17 protein-coding genes are annotated in these 19549 nt (G+C 51.3%); 7 read left to right on the plus strand and 10 right to left on the minus strand.

The genetic code is table 11. The features are described from left to right. The first annotated feature begins 92 nt into the window (after positions 1 to 92). Positions 93 to 1391: an adenylosuccinate synthase gene (locus tag A8F97_RS21955; protein WP_014701554.1), complete on the plus strand. Its 1299-nt coding sequence runs from the start codon at positions 93 to 95 to the stop codon at positions 1389 to 1391. 106 nt (positions 1392 to 1497) lie between these two features. Here A8F97_RS21955 and mpl read toward each other — a convergent pair whose 3' ends face one another. Further along, the gene (mpl, locus tag A8F97_RS21960; protein ID WP_014701553.1) at positions 1498 to 2883 is read right to left on the minus strand and encodes a UDP-N-acetylmuramate:L-alanyl-gamma-D-glutamyl-meso-diaminopimelate ligase; all 1386 of its coding nucleotides are present in this window, start codon (positions 2881 to 2883) and stop codon (positions 1498 to 1500) included. A gap of 169 nt (positions 2884 to 3052) precedes the next feature. Between mpl and fbp the strand changes: the two genes are divergently transcribed. Next, positions 3053 to 4057, plus strand: coding sequence for a class 1 fructose-bisphosphatase (fbp, locus tag A8F97_RS21965; RefSeq protein WP_014701552.1), 1005 nt, complete (start codon positions 3053 to 3055; stop codon positions 4055 to 4057). Between the two features lie 121 nt (positions 4058 to 4178). On the opposite strand, the gene ruvX is transcribed toward fbp, so the two are convergent. From ruvX to metK, 7 genes are all read right to left on the minus strand, one after another. Continuing rightward, the gene (gene ruvX, locus A8F97_RS21970) at positions 4179 to 4598 is read right to left on the minus strand and encodes a Holliday junction resolvase RuvX (RefSeq protein ID WP_014701551.1); all 420 of its coding nucleotides are present in this window, start codon (positions 4596 to 4598) and stop codon (positions 4179 to 4181) included. Continuing rightward, the gene (locus tag A8F97_RS21975) at positions 4598 to 5161 is read right to left on the minus strand and encodes a YqgE/AlgH family protein (RefSeq protein ID WP_005973080.1); all 564 of its coding nucleotides are present in this window, start codon (positions 5159 to 5161) and stop codon (positions 4598 to 4600) included. The genes ruvX and A8F97_RS21975 overlap by 1 nt, the downstream gene beginning before the upstream one ends. A gap of 75 nt (positions 5162 to 5236) precedes the next feature. After that, positions 5237 to 6196 (minus strand): glutathione synthase, encoded by a 960-nt coding sequence (gshB, locus tag A8F97_RS21980; RefSeq protein ID WP_014701549.1) that lies wholly within the window; start codon positions 6194 to 6196, stop codon positions 5237 to 5239. Between the two features lie 11 nt (positions 6197 to 6207). Continuing rightward, positions 6208 to 6942 (minus strand): 16S rRNA (uracil(1498)-N(3))-methyltransferase, encoded by a 735-nt coding sequence (gene rsmE / locus A8F97_RS21985; protein ID WP_014701548.1) that lies wholly within the window; start codon positions 6940 to 6942, stop codon positions 6208 to 6210. A 115-nt stretch (positions 6943 to 7057) separates the two neighbouring features. Further along, the gene (endA, locus tag A8F97_RS21990) at positions 7058 to 7756 is read right to left on the minus strand and encodes a deoxyribonuclease I (protein ID WP_014701547.1); all 699 of its coding nucleotides are present in this window, start codon (positions 7754 to 7756) and stop codon (positions 7058 to 7060) included. 96 nt (positions 7757 to 7852) lie between these two features. Further along, complete coding sequence (locus A8F97_RS21995) at positions 7853 to 8365, minus strand: SprT family zinc-dependent metalloprotease (RefSeq protein ID WP_015731302.1); 513 nt, start codon at positions 8363 to 8365, stop codon at positions 7853 to 7855. Between the two features lie 310 nt (positions 8366 to 8675). Further along, positions 8676 to 9827, minus strand: coding sequence for a methionine adenosyltransferase (metK, locus tag A8F97_RS22000; RefSeq protein ID WP_014701545.1), 1152 nt, complete (start codon positions 9825 to 9827; stop codon positions 8676 to 8678). A 558-nt stretch (positions 9828 to 10385) separates the two neighbouring features. On the opposite strand from metK, the gene A8F97_RS24485 reads away from it, so the two are divergent. Both A8F97_RS24485 and speA read left to right on the plus strand, forming a co-directional pair. Beyond that, positions 10386 to 10544 (plus strand): hypothetical protein, encoded by a 159-nt coding sequence (locus tag A8F97_RS24485; RefSeq protein ID WP_005973095.1) that lies wholly within the window; start codon positions 10386 to 10388, stop codon positions 10542 to 10544. Beyond that, positions 10537 to 12516 carry a biosynthetic arginine decarboxylase gene (speA, locus tag A8F97_RS22005; RefSeq protein ID WP_014701544.1) on the plus strand — a complete coding sequence of 660 codons (1980 nt, stop codon included), beginning with the start codon at positions 10537 to 10539 and terminating at the stop codon, positions 12514 to 12516. Before A8F97_RS24485 ends, speA begins: the two co-directional genes overlap by 8 nt. A gap of 58 nt (positions 12517 to 12574) precedes the next feature. Here speA and A8F97_RS22010 read toward each other — a convergent pair whose 3' ends face one another. Further along, entirely contained in the window at positions 12575 to 13120 is a 546-nt protein-coding gene (locus A8F97_RS22010) for a helix-turn-helix transcriptional regulator (protein ID WP_014701543.1), read from the minus strand. Between the two features lie 675 nt (positions 13121 to 13795). Then, positions 13796 to 14548 (minus strand): metalloprotease LoiP, encoded by a 753-nt coding sequence (loiP, locus tag A8F97_RS22015; RefSeq protein ID WP_014701542.1) that lies wholly within the window; start codon positions 14546 to 14548, stop codon positions 13796 to 13798. A 409-nt stretch (positions 14549 to 14957) separates the two neighbouring features. On the opposite strand from loiP, the gene tkt reads away from it, so the two are divergent. From tkt to pgk, 3 genes are all read left to right on the plus strand, one after another. Further along, entirely contained in the window at positions 14958 to 16952 is a 1995-nt protein-coding gene (gene tkt, locus A8F97_RS22020; protein WP_015731300.1) for a transketolase, read from the plus strand. A gap of 316 nt (positions 16953 to 17268) precedes the next feature. Next, positions 17269 to 18285, plus strand: coding sequence for an erythrose-4-phosphate dehydrogenase (gene epd, locus A8F97_RS22025; RefSeq protein ID WP_015731299.1), 1017 nt, complete (start codon positions 17269 to 17271; stop codon positions 18283 to 18285). Between the two features lie 72 nt (positions 18286 to 18357). Beyond that, entirely contained in the window at positions 18358 to 19521 is a 1164-nt protein-coding gene (gene pgk, locus A8F97_RS22030) for a phosphoglycerate kinase (RefSeq protein ID WP_005973111.1), read from the plus strand. Positions 19522 to 19549: the final 28 nt, after the last annotated feature.

Raw genomic sequence — 19549 nt, forward strand, 5'->3', positions numbered from 1 at the left:
TGGAAAAATGTGCGCAATCGTGTGCTAAAAGTACTGAAAGCATCCAAATGAGATGGTAGAATCCTTTTTTAAGCAACCTGGTGATTCTTGAAATGGGTAAGAACGTCGTCGTACTGGGCACCCAATGGGGTGACGAAGGTAAAGGCAAGGTCGTTGACCTGCTGACTGAACGGGCTAAATATGTTGTGCGCTATCAGGGTGGTCACAACGCTGGCCACACGCTGGTTATCAACGGTGAAAAAACCGTCCTTCATTTAATTCCTTCTGGCATTCTGCGTGAAAATGTTGTCAGCATCATCGGTAACGGTGTCGTGCTAGCGCCTGACGCATTGATGAAAGAAATGACGGAGCTTGAAGCGCGTGGCGTCCCGGTACGCGAACGTCTGCTGCTTTCTGAAGCCTGTCCGTTAATCCTGCCTTATCACGTCGCGCTGGATAACGCGCGTGAAAAAGCGCGTGGCGCAAAAGCAATTGGTACGACGGGTCGTGGTATCGGTCCTGCGTATGAAGATAAAGTTGCTCGCCGTGGCCTGCGCGTTGGCGATCTGTTTGATAAAGAAACGTTTGCCGTCAAACTGAAAGAAATCATCGAATACCATAACTTCCAACTGGTTAACTACTACAAAGTTGATGCTGTCGACTACCAGAAAGTTCTGGACGATGTGCTGGCGATTGCTGACATCCTGACGGCTATGGTTGTTGATGTGTCCGATCTGCTGCACAAAGCACACCTGCGTGGCGATTTCGTCATGTTTGAAGGTGCACAGGGTACGCTGCTGGATATCGACCACGGTACATATCCGTATGTGACTTCCTCAAATACCACCGCGGGCGGCGTTGCTACCGGCTCTGGCCTGGGTCCGCGTTATGTAGACTATGTGCTGGGTATCGTTAAAGCTTACTCTACCCGTGTGGGTGCCGGTCCCTTCCCGACAGAGTTGTTTGAGGAAGTGGGCGAGCATTTGTCTCAGAAAGGTAATGAGTTTGGCGCGACGACAGGTCGTCGCCGTCGTACTGGCTGGCTGGATGCTGTGGCCGTGCGTCGTGCGGTGCAGATTAACTCGCTGTCAGGTTTCTGCCTGACCAAGCTGGATGTTCTGGACGGTCTTAAAGAGATTAAGATCTGCGTAGGCTATCGTTTGCCGAATGGCACCGAAGTGGATACCACTCCGCTGGCTGCTGAGGGCTGGGAAGGTCTTGAGCCGATTTACGAAACTGTGCCGGGCTGGTCTGAAAGCACATTTGGCGTGAAAGATCACAGCAAACTGCCGCAGGCTGCGCTGAACTACATCAAACGTATCGAAGAAGTTACGGGTGTGCCGATTGATATTATTTCCACCGGCCCAGATCGCAGCGAAACCATGATATTGCGCGACCCGTTCGATGCTTAATTGCACCACGCTTAATGGGTAATGCGAATATAAAAAAGGACGGGATCCCCGTCCTTTTTGCTATTTATCGTTTAACCGCCGCGGAACAACGCTGGCTTCCGACCCGTTATTCTTGAGCGTCTTCCGCTTTCTGCGCTTTCTTCTTCAGACCATCCAGTAGCTTATTGTGGATGTCGCTGAAGCCGCCATTGCTCATGACCAGAATGTGATCGCCTGGCTGTGCGGTCTTGACGATGTTTTCTACCAACGTATCAATATCCGCGCTCCAGTGAGCTGGCTGTATGCAGGCTTCCGCGACTTCTACGACCTGCCACGGAATATGCGTTGGTTGGAAGAGGAAAACTTCATCGGCGCGGGCTAATGACGGGGCCAGCTCGTTTTTACACATCCCCAATTTCATGGTATTCGAACGGGGTTCCAGCACGGCCAAAATACGGGCTGTACCGCCCACCTTGCTGCGTAATGCCGACAGCGTAGCCAGAATGGCGGTAGGGTGGTGTGCAAAATCGTCATACACCGCGACGCCATGTTCCGTACCGCGTAATTCAAGGCGACGACGTGCGTTGATAAAACCACCGAGTGCGCGGCAGGCATCTGCGGGTAAGACGCCAACATGGTGCGCAGCCGCGATGGCCATCAACCCGTTATGCATGTTGTGTTCACCCACCAATTTCCAATGGACTTCGCCGACAAGCTCGTTGTTTAGGTAAACCTGATATTGGCTGGCATCAATAGCCACTTTCTGTGCGCGCCAAACGCCTTCTTCACCGACCAGTTCCTGTTCACTCCAGCACCCCATTGCCATTACCTGTTTGAGGTTAAGGTCATTGGTTGGCGAGATGATTTTCCCAGTGCCCGGCACCAGTCGAACAAGGTGGTGGAACTGTTTCTGAATGGCTTTCAGATCGTCAAAGATATCGGCGTGATCGAATTCAAGATTGTTGAGCACCAGCGTTCTTGGGCAGTAATGGACGAACTTGGAGCGTTTGTCGAAGAACGCGCAGTCATATTCATCGGCTTCGAGCACCATGAACGGGCTATCACCCAATCGTGCGGAAACGGTGAAGTTTCCGGGAACGCCACCGATCACAAAGCCAGGCTGGTAGCCACAATCTTCCAGGATCCAGGTGACCATCCCCGCCGTAGTAGTTTTACCATGCGTTCCCGCAACGGCAATCACCCAGCGATCGCGCAGCACATAATCATGCAGCCACTGTGGACCAGAAACATAAGGTAGCCCCTGTTCTAGTACGGCCTCGACGCACGGATTCCCGCGCGACATCGCATTACCGATGATGACCAAATCGGGGGCGGGAGCAAGCTGTGCCGGATCGTATCCTTGAACCAGTGTGATTCCCTGCTCTTCCAGTAAGGTACTCATGGGGGGATAAACATTCGCATCTGAGCCCGTGACGTCATGCCCCAGTGAGCGGGCGAGTAGGGCAAGACCACCCATAAAGGTGCCGCAGATACCTAAAATATGAATACGCATACATTTTCCATCTTCGCAGTGAGTCTGCGTCATATTCTAACGCTATGAATCCGCCATAAGAAATGGATTTGACTAGGTACTCACTTTCTCTTTGGGCTACACTGCATGCGCAAACGTTGGCGGTGCAGAAATGAAACCGCTTTTCATCCGTAGATTCTGGAATAGTGTTATGAAAACGTTAGGCGAATTTATCGTCGAAAAACAGCACGATTTCTCTCACGCCACAGGTGAGCTTACCGCGCTGCTGTCTGCTATTAAACTGGGTGCCAAGATTATTCACCGTGATATCAATAAAGCAGGTCTGGTTGATATCCTGGGAGCCAGCGGCGTTTCTAATGTTCAGGGCGAAGTGCAGATGAAGCTCGATCTGTATGCCAATGAAAAACTGAAAGCGGCATTAAAGGCACGTGGTGAAGTGGCAGGTATTGCCTCTGAAGAAGAAGACGAGATCGTTATCTTTGAAGGCGATAAGGCGGAAAACGCTAAGTATGTTGTTCTGATGGACCCGCTGGACGGCTCGTCGAATATCGATGTGAACGTCTCTGTCGGTACGATTTTCTCTATTTACCGCCGTATTACCCCGCTGGGAACCTCCGTCACGGAAGCGGACTTCTTGCAGCCAGGTAGCCAGCAGGTTGCTGCGGGCTATATCGTTTACGGTTCTTCTACCATGCTGGTGTACACCACGGGCCATGGCGTTCACGCTTTTACCTACGATCCGTCGCTTGGCGTATTCTGCCTCTCGCATGAAAAAGTTTGCTTCCCGGAAAAAGGGAATATGTATTCCATCAACGAAGGGAACTACATCAAGTTTCCTGCCGGCGTGAAGAAATACATCAAATACTGCCAGGAGCAGGATGAAGAGACGCAGCGTCCTTATACGTCGCGTTACATCGGTTCACTGGTCGCGGATTTCCATCGTAACCTGCTGAAAGGCGGAATTTACCTGTACCCGAGCACGGCGAGCTACCCGAAAGGCAAACTGCGTTTGCTGTACGAATGTAACCCGATGGCGTTTCTGGCTGAGCAGGCGGGCGGTAAAGCTAGCGATGGTAAAAACCGTATTCTGGATATCACGCCAGAGAAGTTGCATCAGCGCTCACCGTTCTTTGTGGGAACAGAATCCATGGTTGATGACGTCGAACGTTTCATCCGTGAATTCCCCGATGCCTAATTAATGCTATCTCGTGTTGGTGGGTAATCTGCCAGCGCGGGATGACTGCTTATGGCGTGCTATCTAGTACGCCATCTTTGTACGTCGTTGCAGCGATCTTAAAAAATACTCACCGCTTTTTCTAAAACTGAGCCTCGAACCAGCTTTCCAGAATAATCACCGCAGAGGCAGCGTCTACGCTACCTTTATCCAATGCTTTAAAGCCCCCGCGTTCAAAGAGATCGGCGCGTGCTTCCACTGTACTCAACCGTTCATCGTGTAATTCAATAGCGACGCCGAAACGACCATGCAGTCGGTTCGCAAACTTCCGCGCCCGTGCCGTCAGCGGTTGCTCGGTGCCATCCATATTGAGCGGCAGGCCGACGACGACCAGATCGGGCTGCCATTCTGACAACAGCTTCTCCACTTTTTGCCAGTCAGGGATACCCTCCTGCGCCTTGAACGATGTGAGGGCGCGAGCCGTACCGGTAATCTCCTGACCAATGGCGACACCGATGCTTTTTGTCCCAAAATCAAAGGCAAGAAGGGTTCTGTTAGCCATCAAGCGTGCCCTGCTTCGGTAGAGATATTATGAATATCGATGCCCAATTTTCTGGCTGCTGCCCGCCAGCGTTCGGCAATGGGCGTGTGGAACAGAATGTCTTTGTCGGCTGGCGTCGTCAGCCAGGCATTATCCAGCAACTCCTCTTCCAACTGGCCGGTCTCCCAAGCGGAATAACCTAAGGCGACCAGCGTATTTTTCGGCTGTTTGGATGTTCCCAACGTTTCCAATACGTCTTTTGAGGTGGTGATCATGGTGTCCTCAGAAATACTGATGCTGGAACCGAAGCCGGAGCAGGGGGTATGCAGGATAAAACCACGATCGTCCGCCAGCGGGCCACCCATAAACACGGGTTTATCTAATCGGATGGCAGGATCGCGCGGTGTTGGATCTATTTTTAGCTTTTTCAGCACGTTTTCCACTGAAAACTGATCCATCGGTTTGTTGATGATCAGCCCCATGGCTCCGTCTTCATTATGTTCGCAGATATAGACCACCGAACGTTTAAATACAGAGTCCTGTAGTGCTGGCATAGCAATGAGGAAGTGATGCTGTAAATTCATTGTGTATTTTTATCGATATCCGTCAGCGTTTGGAGAAACGGCCCGTGTTGAGCGGGCCGGATGGCGTATCTGGTATTAGCGGGTACGTGCAGCCAGACGTTTTTCAATGGCATCCATTAGCATGCCGGTGATGGACACGTCCGGGTAGGCCGCTTCGATTTCACGCACGCAGGTCGGGCTGGTGACGTTAATTTCTGTCAGACGGTCACCGATGATGTCCAGACCGACGAAAATCAGGCCTTTAGCTTTTAACGTCGGTGCGACGTCGCGGGCGATTTTCCAGTCGCTTTCGGTTAGCGGGCGTGCTTCGCCACGACCACCGGCAGCCAGATTGCCGCGTGTCTCGCCGCTTTTGGGAATACGCGCGAGGCAGTAAGGAACGGGTTCGCCATCGACCACCAGCACGCGCTTGTCACCGTCTTTAATCGCAGGCAGGTAGTTTTGCGCCATGCAGTAGCGGCTGGCGTGTTCGGTCAGGGTTTCGATGATGACCGAGACGTTGGCATCATCCTGCTTCAAACGGAAAATAGACGCGCCGCCCATGCCGTCCAGCGGTTTGAGAATAACGTCACCGTGTTTTTCATGGAACTGACGCAGTTTGTCTGCACGACGCGTGACGAGCGTATCGGGTGTCAGGTGCGGGAACCAGGCCGTGAAGAGCTTTTCATTGCAATCGCGCAGGCTTTGCGGTTTGTTGACGATCAGCGTGCCTTTCTCTTCCGCCCGTTCCAGAATATAGGTGGCGTAGATGAACTCCGTATCGAACGGCGGATCTTTACGCATCAGCACCACATCCAACTCTTCCAGTGCAATATCCTGCTCGCCGGAGAAATCGTACCAGCCGTCGTAATCGTATTGGACGCTCAAGCGGCGCGTTGTTGCACGCGCGACGCCAGCATGCATATAGAGATCGTTCATCTCCATATAGTGTAGTTCCCAACCACGACGCTGTGCTTCCAGCAGCATGGCAAAGCTGGTGTCTTTCTTGATATTGATGGTGTCAATCGGGTCCATCACGATACCGAGTTTGATCATTCTTTTCTCCTTTACCCCAAATCGCCGAAACGTACCTGTAAGGCGGTCATGGCGGTGAGTGCAGTGGTTTCTGTGCGCAAGACGCGTGGCCCCAACAGGATATCAGTGAATCCGTGTTCTGAGGTCATGGTAATTTCAGTGGCGGTCAGTCCGCCTTCCGGGCCGATCAGTAACCTGACCCGATCTACCGGTAGCGGTAGCGTATTGATGCTCTGTGTGGCGCGTGGGTGCAGATTTAATTTCAGCGCGTTGTCTTGCTCCGCACACCAAGCTTCCAGCGTCATCGCTGGCCGAACCAGCGGTACACAGTTACGGCCAGACTGTTCACAGGCGGCAACCGCGATTTTTTGCCACTGGCTAATTTTCTTCTCCATACGCTCTGCATCCAGTTTTACGCCACAGCGTTCAGACAGCAGCGGCGTAATAACATTGACACCCAGCTCGATGGATTTCTGAATGGTAAATTCCATCTTCTCGCCGCGCGACATCACCTGTCCCAGATGCAAATGCAGGGGAGATTCTTTATCTTCCAACTTACCTGCTGTGACGCTAACGCGCACACTCTTTTTTCCAGCCGCGATGATTTCTGCATCAAAGACATGATTGCTGCCATCAAATAGCTGCAATGACTGACCCGTATTCATGCGTAACACGCGACCGACATGGTTGGCGGCATCGTCGCTCAGTTCGACTTCGCCACCGTTAAGGGGGAGTGTTTCGGGATGAAAAATGCGTGGTACTCGCATACTGAATTAAGACCTTTGAATGAGGTGTCGGCACAGGTGCGCCAAAAATAGGCAAAACCACCGTCATCCGACGGTAGTTTTGCTGGAAACTGATTCGCTATAGTAGGTAGACGAATTAGCGCTGGCAAGCCTGTTGAACGTAGGGATTAGGGTTTCCCTGCTTTGCGGCGATGCGCTGATTGCGGGTACATTCCCACTGGGTGACGGGGTACTGCTTATCCCAGGCTTCAAAGAGCTGAGTCTGCTGGTTGGAAAGGCGTAACTGATAGCGGTCACGCATGTAGAAATAGGTACGCGCGATCTGGCCGCGAGCGCGAGAAGGGGGTTCTGCCAGATTATTTTTGAAGTCAACCTTCATCTCGCATTGACCATATTGGGATGCACCACCGTTCCACTGACCATACATGGCATTGCCGCGATCGCCGTTAACCTCACCGATGGCGGGTTGCAGGTTATGTAAATCCGTTTCCATCTCACGGTAGACGGGGTCGCTGTTACAGTTCTTTCTGCCGCCATCCTGCCAACACTGGCGCTGGTGGCCGAACTGCCAGGCAGGTACAACGTGCTCCCACTCAATGCGGCTGGCACGTTGTTCATTTTTCCTGACCTGATAACCGCAGGATTCCAGATCGGGCGTGCCTTTCTTACCTTGCCACGTAATTTTGCAGCCGCAGTAGAACGAACCCGGTGCGTCCCGATTAATTTCGACTGCAGCGGCTTTTGCCTGCGAGAAATTATTGATGTTTTGACTCTGCGCGGTAGCAGAAAATAGACCCGCACTAACGGCAGCGATAGCGAGAATTTTGCGTAGCATATTCCAAATAATCCACAGGCGGTAAAGTTGGCAGACTACCGGATGTCTCAGCGGCAAGCAAACGTAAAAGCAGTTTTTAAAACTGGAAATTCCCGTTTAAATAGAACTTTTTACATCATGACGTAAGGTTTTCCCGCAACGACGGCAGCGATATTCTGTTTCGCCACGCAGTATCCGATTGTGTCGGCGGATCGTTAGCTCATGCCGTTGGCAATCGCAGAGGTAGGTAAAGGTCTTCCCCTGCACAGATTGCACTGCAAACCGATGCGTGCGCTTTGCCGGGACATGCAGGACGCTTTCCATCATCCAGCGCCACTCTTTGCCATGGGGGGCGACACGACCAAAACGCGCGTAGACCAGCAGATGAGCCAACTCATGAGGAACGACTTCATCGATAAAGGTTTGCTGGTTTTCCTGCAACAAGACGGGGTTCAGCCTAATTTCCCAGTGTTGTAGCCAGGCCGTGCCTGCCGTAGAACCTCGCTGTTGGTAATTTACCGTCGGTTCGGTGTAGTCCGTCTGCAAGGTGAGGTTGGCCTGCTGCAATTTATCACGCAGGCAGCGCATTACAGCCTGATGGCTGGCAATGGGGATTCGGGGAGTGTTCATTTCTGTGAGCATAAATTGAGTGGCGGGGAGACGCAATAGGCGAAGCGGAGGGGAGGTAGAATGAAAAACGGCGAATTTTCATTCGCCGTCTTATACCCGTCATACTTCAAGCTGCATGTGTGTTGGCAATACTCGGCTCATCTCTGAGCCTCGCCCTGAAGGGCCGCCGCAAGCGGCGTTCAAATCGGCTAAGCCTATTTGTCCTCGCTCACCCCAGTCACTTACTGGTGTAAGCTCCTGGGGATTCGCTGTGTCGCCGCCTTCATGCAACTCGAATTATTTAGGGTATAGTCTTTGTTGCATTACCGGATTACAGACCGGCAGCTTCACGCAACTGTGCGGCTTTGTCCGTTTTTTCCCATGGGAAATGTTCACGGCCAAAGTGGCCATAGGCTGCCGTTTCCTGATAAATCGGATGCAGCAGGTCCAGCATCTGAATTAAGCCATAAGGACGCAGATCGAAGAATTCGCGCACCAGCAGCGTCAGTTGCTCGGTAGACACTTTCTCTGTGCCGAAGGTTTCGATCATGATGGATGTCGGTTCTGCGACGCCGATAGCGTAGGACACCTGAATCTCGCAGCGATCGGCCAGGCCAGCAGCAACGATATTTTTGGCGACATAGCGAGCGGCATAGGCAGCAGAACGGTCTACTTTAGAAGGGTCTTTACCTGAGAATGCACCACCACCGTGGCGAGCGGCACCACCGTAGGTATCCACGATGATTTTACGACCGGTCAGACCGCAGTCACCCATTGGGCCGCCGATAACAAAGCGTCCGGTTGGGTTGATGAAATATTTGGTGTTGGCAGACAGCCACTCAGCAGGCAGAACCGGTTTGATGATCTCTTCCATCACGGCTTCATGCAGATCTTTCTGGCTAATGTCTTCTGAATGCTGGGTAGACAGCACCACGGCATCAATACCAGCAATCTTGCCATCGTCGTACAGGAACGTAACCTGGCTTTTCGCATCCGGGCGCAGCCACGGCAGAGAACCGCTCTTGCGAACCTCTGACTGGCGCTGAACCAGACGGTGTGCATAAGTCACAGGCGCGGGCATCAGTACGTCGGTTTCGTTGGTGGCATAACCGAACATCAGACCTTGGTCGCCTGCGCCTTGTTCCAACGGATCGCGGCGGTCAACGCCCTGATTGATGTCAGGAGACTGTTTGCCAATGGCGCTCAGTACGGCACAAGAGTTGGCATCAAAGCCCATTTCAGAATTGACATAACCGATGTCACGCACGGTACGACGGGTAATTTCTTCGATATCGACCCAGGCACTGGTAGTAATTTCACCACCGACTAACACCATTCCGGTCTTTACATACGTCTCACAAGCGACACGCGCTTTTGGGTCTTGCTCCAGAATGGCGTCGAGAACCGCATCAGAAATCTGGTCAGCAATTTTATCTGGGTGTCCTTCAGAGACTGACTCGGACGTAAAAAGGTGTTTAGCCATGAGTTTCTTTACCTTCAAATCAAAGCCGTTAAGCAGTGTATCGGTTAATCGGTATAGACGGATTAACATCTGGACGGCTATTCTAGGTCACCTTTTGGTCTCAGTGCCAGTAGTTTTTCGTGTTAGCTCGTCATCACATTTAAACATCGGCCATTTTTTCTTTTACAGGAGATCGCTGGTGGTAATTTTCATTTTGCTTTTCCAGTAGCATGTAGGTATAAAACGGCGAGCGATGGTGCAATCCGCAACATCTTAAATTTCTCATTGATAGCTGACCGCATTGGCTGCGGCGCGCGTGGAGGTGATTGGATTAATGATCCGTTGTTTACTGAGTGTATTGCCTTCGCAATATGTCCCTTTTGACGCTATCGCGTCAGCGACTCAACCCTTCTTTTCCGTTTCCAGACGTAGCCTGTCGTTAAATTCAACACAGGACTCCAGGGCTGGCTAATCTGCCTGTTATTCTTTCTGCCAGAAGCGTTTAACGCCTTTCTGGTCACGTTCGCCCGGTGGTTTTCACAACGAGTTTTCTCGACCCGTAATACGGAGCCTGACAACGTGTTTTACACTAATAAGAGTAATAAAGTGACGGCATACTTCACTACGCCGGTTTTTTCACTGTCGATGCCGCATGTTGCAGGTATGCTCATGTGGGCTGTTTATTCAGGTACTGATGTGATCAGCAGTCTAGAAAAAGAAGAGGTTCGTTATGTCTGACGACATGATTCATCACGGCTCGTCAGCGACGGGTAAACATGAAAATTTGCGCTCTATGCAGGAGGTTGCCATGAATGACCGTAATGCCAGCGAAATGCTTCGTACCTACAATATTGCCTGGTGGGGCAATAATTATTATGACGTCAATGAACTTGGCCACATTAGCGTGTGTCCAGACCCCGACGTCCCAGAAGCCCGTGTCGATCTGGCCAGATTGGTCAAAGATATGCAGAGAGATAACCATCAGCGCCTGCCTGCGCTGTTCTGCTTTCCGCAAATTCTTCAGCATCGCCTGCGTTCGATTAACGCTGCGTTTAAACAGGCCCGCGAATCGTTTGGCTATGAAGGCGGCTATTTTCTGGTTTATCCGATTAAGGTTAACCAGCATCGTCGCGTCATTGAGTCATTGGCTAATTCTGGTGAGCCGCTGGGTCTGGAGGCGGGTTCAAAAGCTGAACTGATGGCGGTATTGGGCCACGCGGGTATGACCCGTACTGTCATTGTGTGTAACGGTTACAAAGACCGAGAATACATCCGCCTGGCACTGATCGGCGAAAAGCTGGGTCACAAGGTTTATTTGGTCATCGAGAAGATGTCCGAAATCCGGATGGTGCTGGAAGAGGCGGAGCGTTTGAATGTGGTGCCGCGCCTCGGCGTTCGCGCGCGTCTCGCCTCTCAGGGGTCGGGTAAATGGCAATCCAGCGGCGGCGAAAAATCCAAATTTGGTCTGGCGGCGGTTCAGGTGCTGCAACTGGTTGAGATGCTGCGTGAGGCTGGGAAGTTGGATAGCCTGCAACTGCTGCATTTCCATTTGGGATCGCAACTGGCGAATATCCGTGATATCGCGACGGGCGTGCGTGAATCTGCACGCTTCTATGTCGAGCTACACAAGCTGGGCGTGAATATCCAGTGCTTTGACGTTGGCGGCGGTTTGGGGGTGGACTATGAAGGAACCCGTTCCCAGTCTGACTGTTCAGTTAACTATGGTCTGAACGAGTACGCTAACAACGTGATTTGGGGTATCGGCGACGCCTGTAACGAGCACGGGTTACCGCATCCGACGGTTATCACCGAATCCGGTCGTGCGGTAACCGCACACCATACCGTGTTGGTTTCCAATATTATCGGTGTTGAACGTAACGAATTCAGCGAGCCTACCGAGCCGGAAGAAGATGCTCCGCGTGCGTTGGAAAGCCTGTGGTCAACCTGGAAAGAAATCAAGCAGCCGGGGAAACGCCGTTCGCTGCGTGAGTGGTTACATGATAGCCAGATGGACTTGCATGATGTGCACACCCAGTACACACACGGCATGTTGGACCTGACGCAGCGTGCAAAAGCAGAGCAGCTTTATCTGAGCATCTGTCAGTTGATTCAGGAACAACTGGATCCGAGCAATCGCGCGCATCGGCCAGTGATTGATGAATTACAGGAACGCATGGCTGACAAACTGTATGTCAACTTCTCGCTGTTCCAATCTATGCCGGATGCATGGGGTATCGATCAACTGTTCCCGGTACTGCCGCTGGAAGGATTGGATAAGCCGCCTGAGCGTCGTGCTGTCCTGCTGGATATTACCTGTGATTCCGATGGCACGATCGATCATTATGTCGATGGCGATGGGATCGCGACGACGATGCCAATGCCGCCTTACGATCCAGAAAATCCGCCGTTGCTGGGCTTCTTTATGGTTGGCGCCTATCAGGAAATTCTGGGGAACATGCATAACCTGTTCGGCGATACGTCGACCGTTGACGTATTTGTCTTCCAGGATGGCACCGTTGAGATTGAAGAGTCTGACGAAGGGAATACGGTTGCCGATATGCTGGAATATGTGCAGCTTGACCCCAAAGTATTGATGACCCGTTTCCGCGATCAGGTGAAAGAAACCGATCTTGATGCTGAACTTCAGGCGCAGTTCATGGAAGAGTTTGAGACTGGGCTGTATGGCTATACTTATTTAGAAGATGAATAAGTGGTGATGGGGTGAGTGAAAAGGGATGCGAGTGAGCATCCCTTTTTTTCGCCGGCGATCAGATAAGCGAATGACTTATATTGATATCGGTTGCTGGTTTGGGAAGGGAATCAAATTCTTCAATGACGCTGTCTTTGAAGATAATTTTAGCAATAAGCAGTAGGGAGTTTTTATCCTGAACGCCATATTTATTCAGTAATCTTGATTTGCTGTTCAGTACTGATTTCTTATTTAGCCCGATAAGATCGGCAATCGTTTCTGCTGAGTAACCCGCGCTCCAATACTGAAATACCGCATATTCAGATTTCGATAGTCTGACGGGGCTGAATAGACGGCGATCGTGGTGGTGGACGACGTCGAGCAATTTATAAAAAGAATTAATGTGTGCCGATTTTGAAATAAGGACCGTTTTTTCGTCAATGCACACGGGAGGGTGATTGGGGGAATTATTGATGATAATGAACGATGACGCCATATTATAAAAGTGGGTTCTTATCGACTCATGGTATTCCTCAAAGCCTTCGCTACTACCGTCAATGATGAAAATACACTTTTTCTTTCCTTGCTGCAGCGTAAACCTATTGACCGGTTTTATCGAGAGCATAGGTATACTCGATAGGATTTCCCGTAATCCTACCGTGGTAAAATTGCATTTACTGAAAATTCTCACATCCATGATTTTTAACACATATGAGTTTATTGTCTGAAAGTGGTCACAAACCAATAATCGTTGCTGATGTTGTCCAGTTATTAGGAAATCGCGACCCTGAAGTGTCTTGCATCACTAAAAGCTGGAGCCTCTAGATAAATCTGTGGAAGCGACAACCGATTTTATTATCTATCTCTATGAACAAACTGGAAAAATTCTTATCGGCGTAACATAGTATGCTTGATTTACTTGTTTATTTCTATCTTTAAATACATGGGGTTATCCCATCCTTCCTGCTATTGCGCCGTGAATCCCTGTGTTAATCGTGGCTGCCTGTTTGTCCGTATGTCACTACATTCACTTTCTTCTGCTTTCCAGCATCTGGAAATCCGCTGAGCAGCGTTTCTTAAAAAGAGCACGGGACAGTAAATATGATTGAAAATAACTATCTATTTATATTTATTAATTCTTAAATCCTATCATTATGAGGGTTTAAGCAATTAGAGATCGCTGTTACGTAACAGCTTACAGGTAATACTGCGGGGATGATAGTGGTCGGATGACTAACGGGCAATTGAGATTTTTTCAATTGCCCGGGGGGATATTTTTGCGGGTAATCAGAGCGTGTGATTACTTCTCAGTAGCGATGCGTTCACGGATGTGTTTGGCGCGCCCTTCAGATGAAGGATGAGAATCAAACATACTGCTCTCATGACCGGCATCCAGTTTAGCCAGTTTCTCAAAGCTGGTTGCCAGTCCTTCTCGCTTGATGCCGCGTTTCTTCAGCAGATCAAAGGAATAGTCATCAGCCTGACTTTCCTGAGATTGAGAGAATTGGGAATTAACCAGTTCTTCGCCCAGATCGGCTAACTGTGATTGCGATAATGATGCTGCCACGCCGCCAGCAGAAGCAACGGCGGTACGTGCGGCAGTCGCAGCATAGGCAACCTGCATTGCTTTGCGGGTGTGCCCCAGTGCAACGTGGCCCATTTCGTGGCCGAGTACACCTTCTACTTCATTATCATTCATCATATCCATCAAACCGCTGTATACACGAATACAGCCGTTAGCCATTGCCCAGGCGTTAACATCTTTTGTCAAATACACCTTATAATTCGCTGGCGTACCGTTGATATCGTGCCCCAGCGCATCTGCAATTTTATTCAGGCGCTGCGTGTATTTGCTGTCGGCAGGGGCAATTTTTGCCTCTTTATCCATTTGCACACAGGACTGATCGCTGAGTGTTTTAACCTGAGCATCACTGAGTGTCGCTGCCTGGAAAGCCTGTGCGCCGGATTGCATTAAGGTATTGGTGTTTAAATTCTGGCAGCCGGTCAGCAACGTTGCGACACACAGAGCCAGCACAGAAGAACGAATTGCCATAAAAATCATCTCCCTACGATTGTGTTTGTTTTTAATGCGAAAGAAAAGCGGCTATAAACTACCCGAAAACAGCGTTGATAAATAGATCGGAAAATCTGATTTTTATTTTTTGGCGTTAACCAACAGTCGATAAATCTTGTTGCCACGCGTTCCAAAAAAGCACGATAGGTAAAGGCGAACCTACTGGAAAACAGGGCGTATGGCACTGTAATCAACTGCACAATTGGCAAAAGAACCGTGATTGATTCGTTAGCTGATTAATCCCTGTTTTTTACTCACGGTTCCATGTGCATTCGCTACATTTTTCATGTACATTTGTAATCATATTTATTTTGTCATTCCTGTTTAACTGATTGATTAGTATGGGTTATTCGGGAAGGTATTCGTTCAATCCGATCTGGAGTCAAGCATGTCCTCTCGTAAAGAACTTGCCAATGCTATCCGTGCGCTGAGCATGGATGGGGTGCAGAAAGCCAAATCCGGTCACCCGGGCGCACCGATGGGCATGGCCGATATCGCCGAAGTCCTGTGGCGTGACTATCTTAACCATAATCCGGCCAACCCTAACTGGGCCAACCGTGACCGCTTCGTGCTGTCTAACGGCCACGCGTCCATGCTGATTTACAGCCTGCTGCACCTCTCTGGCTACGACCTGCCGATTGAAGAACTGAAAAACTTCCGTCAACTGCATTCTAAAACGCCAGGCCACCCTGAATACGGCTACACCGCTGGCGTTGAAACCACTACCGGTCCGTTGGGACAAGGCGTTGCCAACGCCGTCGGTATGGCGATTGCCGAGCGCACGCTGGCGGCGCAGTTCAACCGTCCGGGCCACGAGATTGTTAACCATCACACCTACACCTTCCTCGGTGACGGCTGCATGATGGAAGGGATTTCCCACGAAGTCTGTTCGCTGGCGGGCACCATGAAGCTCGGCAAACTGACCGCGTTTTATGATGACAACGGCATCTCCATCGACGGCCACGTAGAAGGCTGGTTTACCGACGATACCGCTGCCCGCTTTGAAGCCTACGGCTGGCACGTGGTACGTGGCGTCGACGGTCACGATGCGGACGCTATCAAGCGTGCCATCGGCGAAGCCCAGCTTGTCACCGACAAGCCGTCGCTGCTGATGTGCAAAACCGTGATTGGCTTCGGTTCACCGAACAAGGCCGGAACGCACGACTCGCATGGCGCACCGCTGGGTGACGCAGAAGTTGCGGCTTCCCGCGAACAGTTGGGCTGGACGCACGCGCCGTTTGATATTCCGGCTGATATTTATGCGGCCTGGGATGCAAAACCGGCCGGTCAGCGTAAGGAAGCGGCCTGGGACGAGGCGTTTGCCGCCTATTCCAGCGCGTATCCGGAACTGGCTGCCGAGTTCAAACGCCGTACCGGCGGTGAGCTGCCCGCCAACTGGCAAACTGATGCACAGAAATTTATCGAAGACTTGCAGGCCAATCCGGCGAAAATCGCCAGCCGCAAAGCGTCACAGAATGCACTGGAAGCCTACGGCAAACTGCTGCCGGAATTCCTGGGCGGCTCTGCCGATCTGGCTCCGAGCAACCTGACCATCTGGTCCGGCTCGGTCTCGCTGGATAAAGACCACGCGGGTAATTATATCCACTACGGCGTGCGTGAATTCGGCATGACGGCGATCGCCAACGGGATTGCGCTGCACGGCGGCTTTGTGCCGTACACCGCGACCTTCCTGATGTTTGTCGAATACGCGCGTAATGCGGTGCGTATGGCTGCGCTGATGAAAATCCGCAGCATCTACGTCTACACCCATGACTCTATCGGTCTGGGCGAAGACGGCCCGACCCACCAGCCGGTTGAACAACTGGCCAGCCTGCGCGTGACGCCAAATATGAGCAACTGGCGTCCGGCGGATCAGGTGGAGACGGCGGTGGCGTGGAAATACGCGATCGAGCGTCAGGACGGCCCAACGTCACTGATCCTGTCGCGTCAGAATCTGGCACAGCAGACGCGTACCGCTGAACAGTTGGCGAACGTGGCGAAAGGTGGTTACGTGCTGAAAGACAGCGACGGCCAGCCGGAGCTGATCCTGATTGCCACCGGTTCTGAAGTGGAACTGGCTGTGGGTGCGTATGACAAACTGACTGCCGCAGGCCGCAAGGTGCGCGTGGTATCAATGCCGTCAACGGATGCGTTCGACAAGCAGGACGCAGCCTACCGTGAAGCGGTGCTGCCGAAAGCAGTTTCGGCACGTGTGGCGATTGAAGCCGGTATTGCGGACTACTGGTTCAAGTACGTCGGCCTGAACGGCGCGATTGTTGGCATGACGAGCTTCGGTGAATCGGCTCCGGCTGAGTTGCTGTTCGAGGAATTCGGTTTCACCGTCGATAACGTGGTCGAAAAAGCGCAGGCGCTGCTGAAGTAATTACGCCACGCTACACTCCCGATATAGGAAGCCGTCAGCTAACGCTGGCGGCTTTTTTCCATCTTTAATTTGCTCCACTGCTCCGCACATTTTGCCATCTCCTCAACTCCCGTTTTTTTAGTTTTATGACGCAGGTCACTCTTCTGGCGTGTGCCAAACGAGAATATTTCTTTTATGCGTTAATTCGTTTATTCTGGCTGAAGCGTTTCAGTTGTTGTGCTGACGGCGTTCCACTAGGGGTTCTCTGGTGTCTAAGAAGGGTATATTCTATACATTAGGCATACCTGCCATGACACAAGGAACCACAAAGAACGCCATGACGATCCGTATTGCGATAAACGGTTTTGGCCGCATAGGCCGCAGTGTTTTACGTGCGTTGTATGAATCTGGCCGCCGAGCCGAGATTACCGTGGTGGCGATTAACGAACTGGCGAGCGCGGAAGGCATGGCGCATTTGCTCAAGTACGACTCCAGTCACGGTCGTTTTTCGTGGGATGTTCGTCAGGAATGTGACCAACTTTATGTCGGTGATGATTGTATTCGTTTGTTGCATCAGGCAGAGATTCAGCCATTGCCTTGGCGAGAACTCGGTGTAGATATCGTACTGGATTGCAGTGGTGTCTACGGTAGCCGGGAAGATGGGGAAGCTCATCTGGCGGCAGGTGCAAAGAAAGTGCTGTTTTCTCACCCGGGAACGACGGATTTGGATGCCACGGTCGTGTTCGGCGTCAATCATGAACAGTTAGAAAGCGGGCACCGCATTGTTTCAAATGCGTCCTGCACGACCAACTGCATTATCCCGGTGATTAAGCTGCTGGATGATGCCTTCGGTATCGAGAATGGTACGGTGACGACGATCCACTCATCGATGAACGATCAGCCTGTGATCGATGCTTATCATCACGACCTGCGGCGTACACGCGCCGCCAGTCAGTCGATCATTCCGGTAGATACCAAACTGTCGGCAGGGATCACCCGTATTTTTCCGCAGTTTGTCGATCGTTTTGAGGCGATCTCGGTGCGGGTGCCGACGATTAACGTCACGGCAATTGACCTGAGCGTTAGCGTCAGGAAAGCCGTAAACGTGAATGAAATTAATGCACTACTGCAAAAATCAGCGCATGAGTCGTTTCGTGGTATAGTTGATTATACTGAATTACCGCTGGTGTCGGCTGATTTTAACCACGATCCGCATAGTGCGATTGTCGATGGCACGCAGACACGGGTCAGTGGTCAGCACCTGATTAAAACCTTAGTCTGGTGCGATAACGAATGGGGCTTTGCCAACCGGATGTTGGATACAACACGGGCGATGGCGGCCTGCGGTTTCTAGTACGACGGTGGCGATCAGGGGTCGCTATCTCGCTCAAGCAACTTTAAAAGAGAATCAACAAGAGGATTCACCATGTCTGTAATTAAGATGACCGATCTGGATCTGGCTGGTAAACGTGTTCTTATTCGTGCGGATCTGAACGTACCAGTAAAAGAAGGGAAAGTGACGTCTGATGCGCGCATCCGTGCCTCTCTGCCGACCATCGAAATCGCGCTGAAACAAGGCGCTCGCGTTATGGTCACTTCCCATCTGGGACGCCCGACCGAAGGCGAGTACAACGAAGAGTTTTCTCTGCTGCCTGTCGTTGACTACCTGAAAGAGAAACTGTCTTCTCCTGTACGTCTGGCGAAAGACTATCTTGATGGTGTTGATGTCGCCGAAGGCGAGCTGGTTGTACTGGAAAACGTCCGCTTTAACAAAGGCGAGAAGAAAGACGACGAAGTCCTGTCCAAGAAATACGCGGCGCTGTGCGATGTGTTCGTGATGGATGCATTTGGTACGGCACACCGTGCACAGGCTTCAACTCACGGCGTGGGTAAATTTGCCACTATCGCCTGTGCGGGCCCGCTGCTGTCTGGTGAGCTGGAAGCACTGGGTAAAGCATTGAGCGAACCAGCACGTCCGATGGTTGCTATCGTAGGTGGTTCTAAAGTTTCCACCAAACTGACCGTGCTGGATTCCCTGTCTAAAATCGCCGATCAGTTGATCGTCGGTGGCGGCATCGCTAACACCTTCGTTGCCGCACAAGGTCACAACGTGGGTAAATCCCTGTATGAAGCCGATCTGATTTCTGAAGCGAAGAAGCTGCTGGAAACCTGTGATATTCCTGTACCGAGTGATGTGCGTGTGGCTTCAGAATTCTCTGAAACTGCAACTGCCACGCTGAAGTCTGTTACAGCAATCAAAGATGAAGAGCAGATTCTGGATCTGGGTGATGTTTCCGCAGAACGTCTGGCTGAAATTCTGAAAAATGCCAAGACCATCCTGTGGAATGGCCCGGTTGGCGTCTTCGAATTCCCGAATTTCCGTAAAGGAACCGAGATCATCGCGCGTGCTATCGCAGAGAGCGACGCATTCTCTATTGCAGGCGGCGGCGATACGCTGGCTGCGATCGATCTGTTTGGTATTGCAGATAAAATCTCCTACATTTCTACTGGTGGCGGCGCATTCCTGGAGTTCGTTGAAGGGAAAAAACTGCCAGCAGTCGTTATGCTGGAAGAACGCGCTAAGCAGTAATTTAAGGTAAGGGCTGATTTTTTCCCTT

The organism is Pectobacterium parmentieri, from assembly GCF_001742145.1.
Lineage (GTDB): Bacteria > Pseudomonadota > Gammaproteobacteria > Enterobacterales > Enterobacteriaceae > Pectobacterium > Pectobacterium parmentieri.

Excerpts from the sequence above, each read along its gene's own strand:
- speA (WP_014701544.1), top strand. The coding sequence starts at position 10,537 with ATGTCTGACGACATGATTCATCACGGCTCGTCAGCGACGGGTAAACAT.
- epd (WP_015731299.1), top strand. The coding sequence starts at position 17,269 with ATGACGATCCGTATTGCGATAAACGGTTTTGGCCGCATAGGCCGCAGT.
- A8F97_RS21975 (WP_005973080.1), bottom strand. The coding sequence starts at position 5,161 with ATGAATTTACAGCATCACTTCCTCATTGCTATGCCAGCACTACAGGAC.
- mpl (WP_014701553.1), bottom strand. The coding sequence starts at position 2,883 with ATGCGTATTCATATTTTAGGTATCTGCGGCACCTTTATGGGTGGTCTT.
- A8F97_RS21995 (WP_015731302.1), bottom strand. The coding sequence starts at position 8,365 with ATGAACACTCCCCGAATCCCCATTGCCAGCCATCAGGCTGTAATGCGC.
- A8F97_RS21955 (WP_014701554.1), top strand. The coding sequence starts at position 93 with ATGGGTAAGAACGTCGTCGTACTGGGCACCCAATGGGGTGACGAAGGT.
- ruvX (WP_014701551.1), bottom strand. The coding sequence starts at position 4,598 with ATGGCTAACAGAACCCTTCTTGCCTTTGATTTTGGGACAAAAAGCATC.
- metK (WP_014701545.1), bottom strand. The coding sequence starts at position 9,827 with ATGGCTAAACACCTTTTTACGTCCGAGTCAGTCTCTGAAGGACACCCA.
- rsmE (WP_014701548.1), bottom strand. The coding sequence starts at position 6,942 with ATGCGAGTACCACGCATTTTTCATCCCGAAACACTCCCCCTTAACGGT.
- pgk (WP_005973111.1), top strand. The coding sequence starts at position 18,358 with ATGTCTGTAATTAAGATGACCGATCTGGATCTGGCTGGTAAACGTGTT.
- fbp (WP_014701552.1), top strand. The coding sequence starts at position 3,053 with ATGAAAACGTTAGGCGAATTTATCGTCGAAAAACAGCACGATTTCTCT.
- gshB (WP_014701549.1), bottom strand. The coding sequence starts at position 6,196 with ATGATCAAACTCGGTATCGTGATGGACCCGATTGACACCATCAATATC.
- tkt (WP_015731300.1), top strand. The coding sequence starts at position 14,958 with ATGTCCTCTCGTAAAGAACTTGCCAATGCTATCCGTGCGCTGAGCATG.
- A8F97_RS22010 (WP_014701543.1), bottom strand. The coding sequence starts at position 13,120 with ATGCTCTCGATAAAACCGGTCAATAGGTTTACGCTGCAGCAAGGAAAG.
- loiP (WP_014701542.1), bottom strand. The coding sequence starts at position 14,548 with ATGGCAATTCGTTCTTCTGTGCTGGCTCTGTGTGTCGCAACGTTGCTG.
- endA (WP_014701547.1), bottom strand. The coding sequence starts at position 7,756 with ATGCTACGCAAAATTCTCGCTATCGCTGCCGTTAGTGCGGGTCTATTT.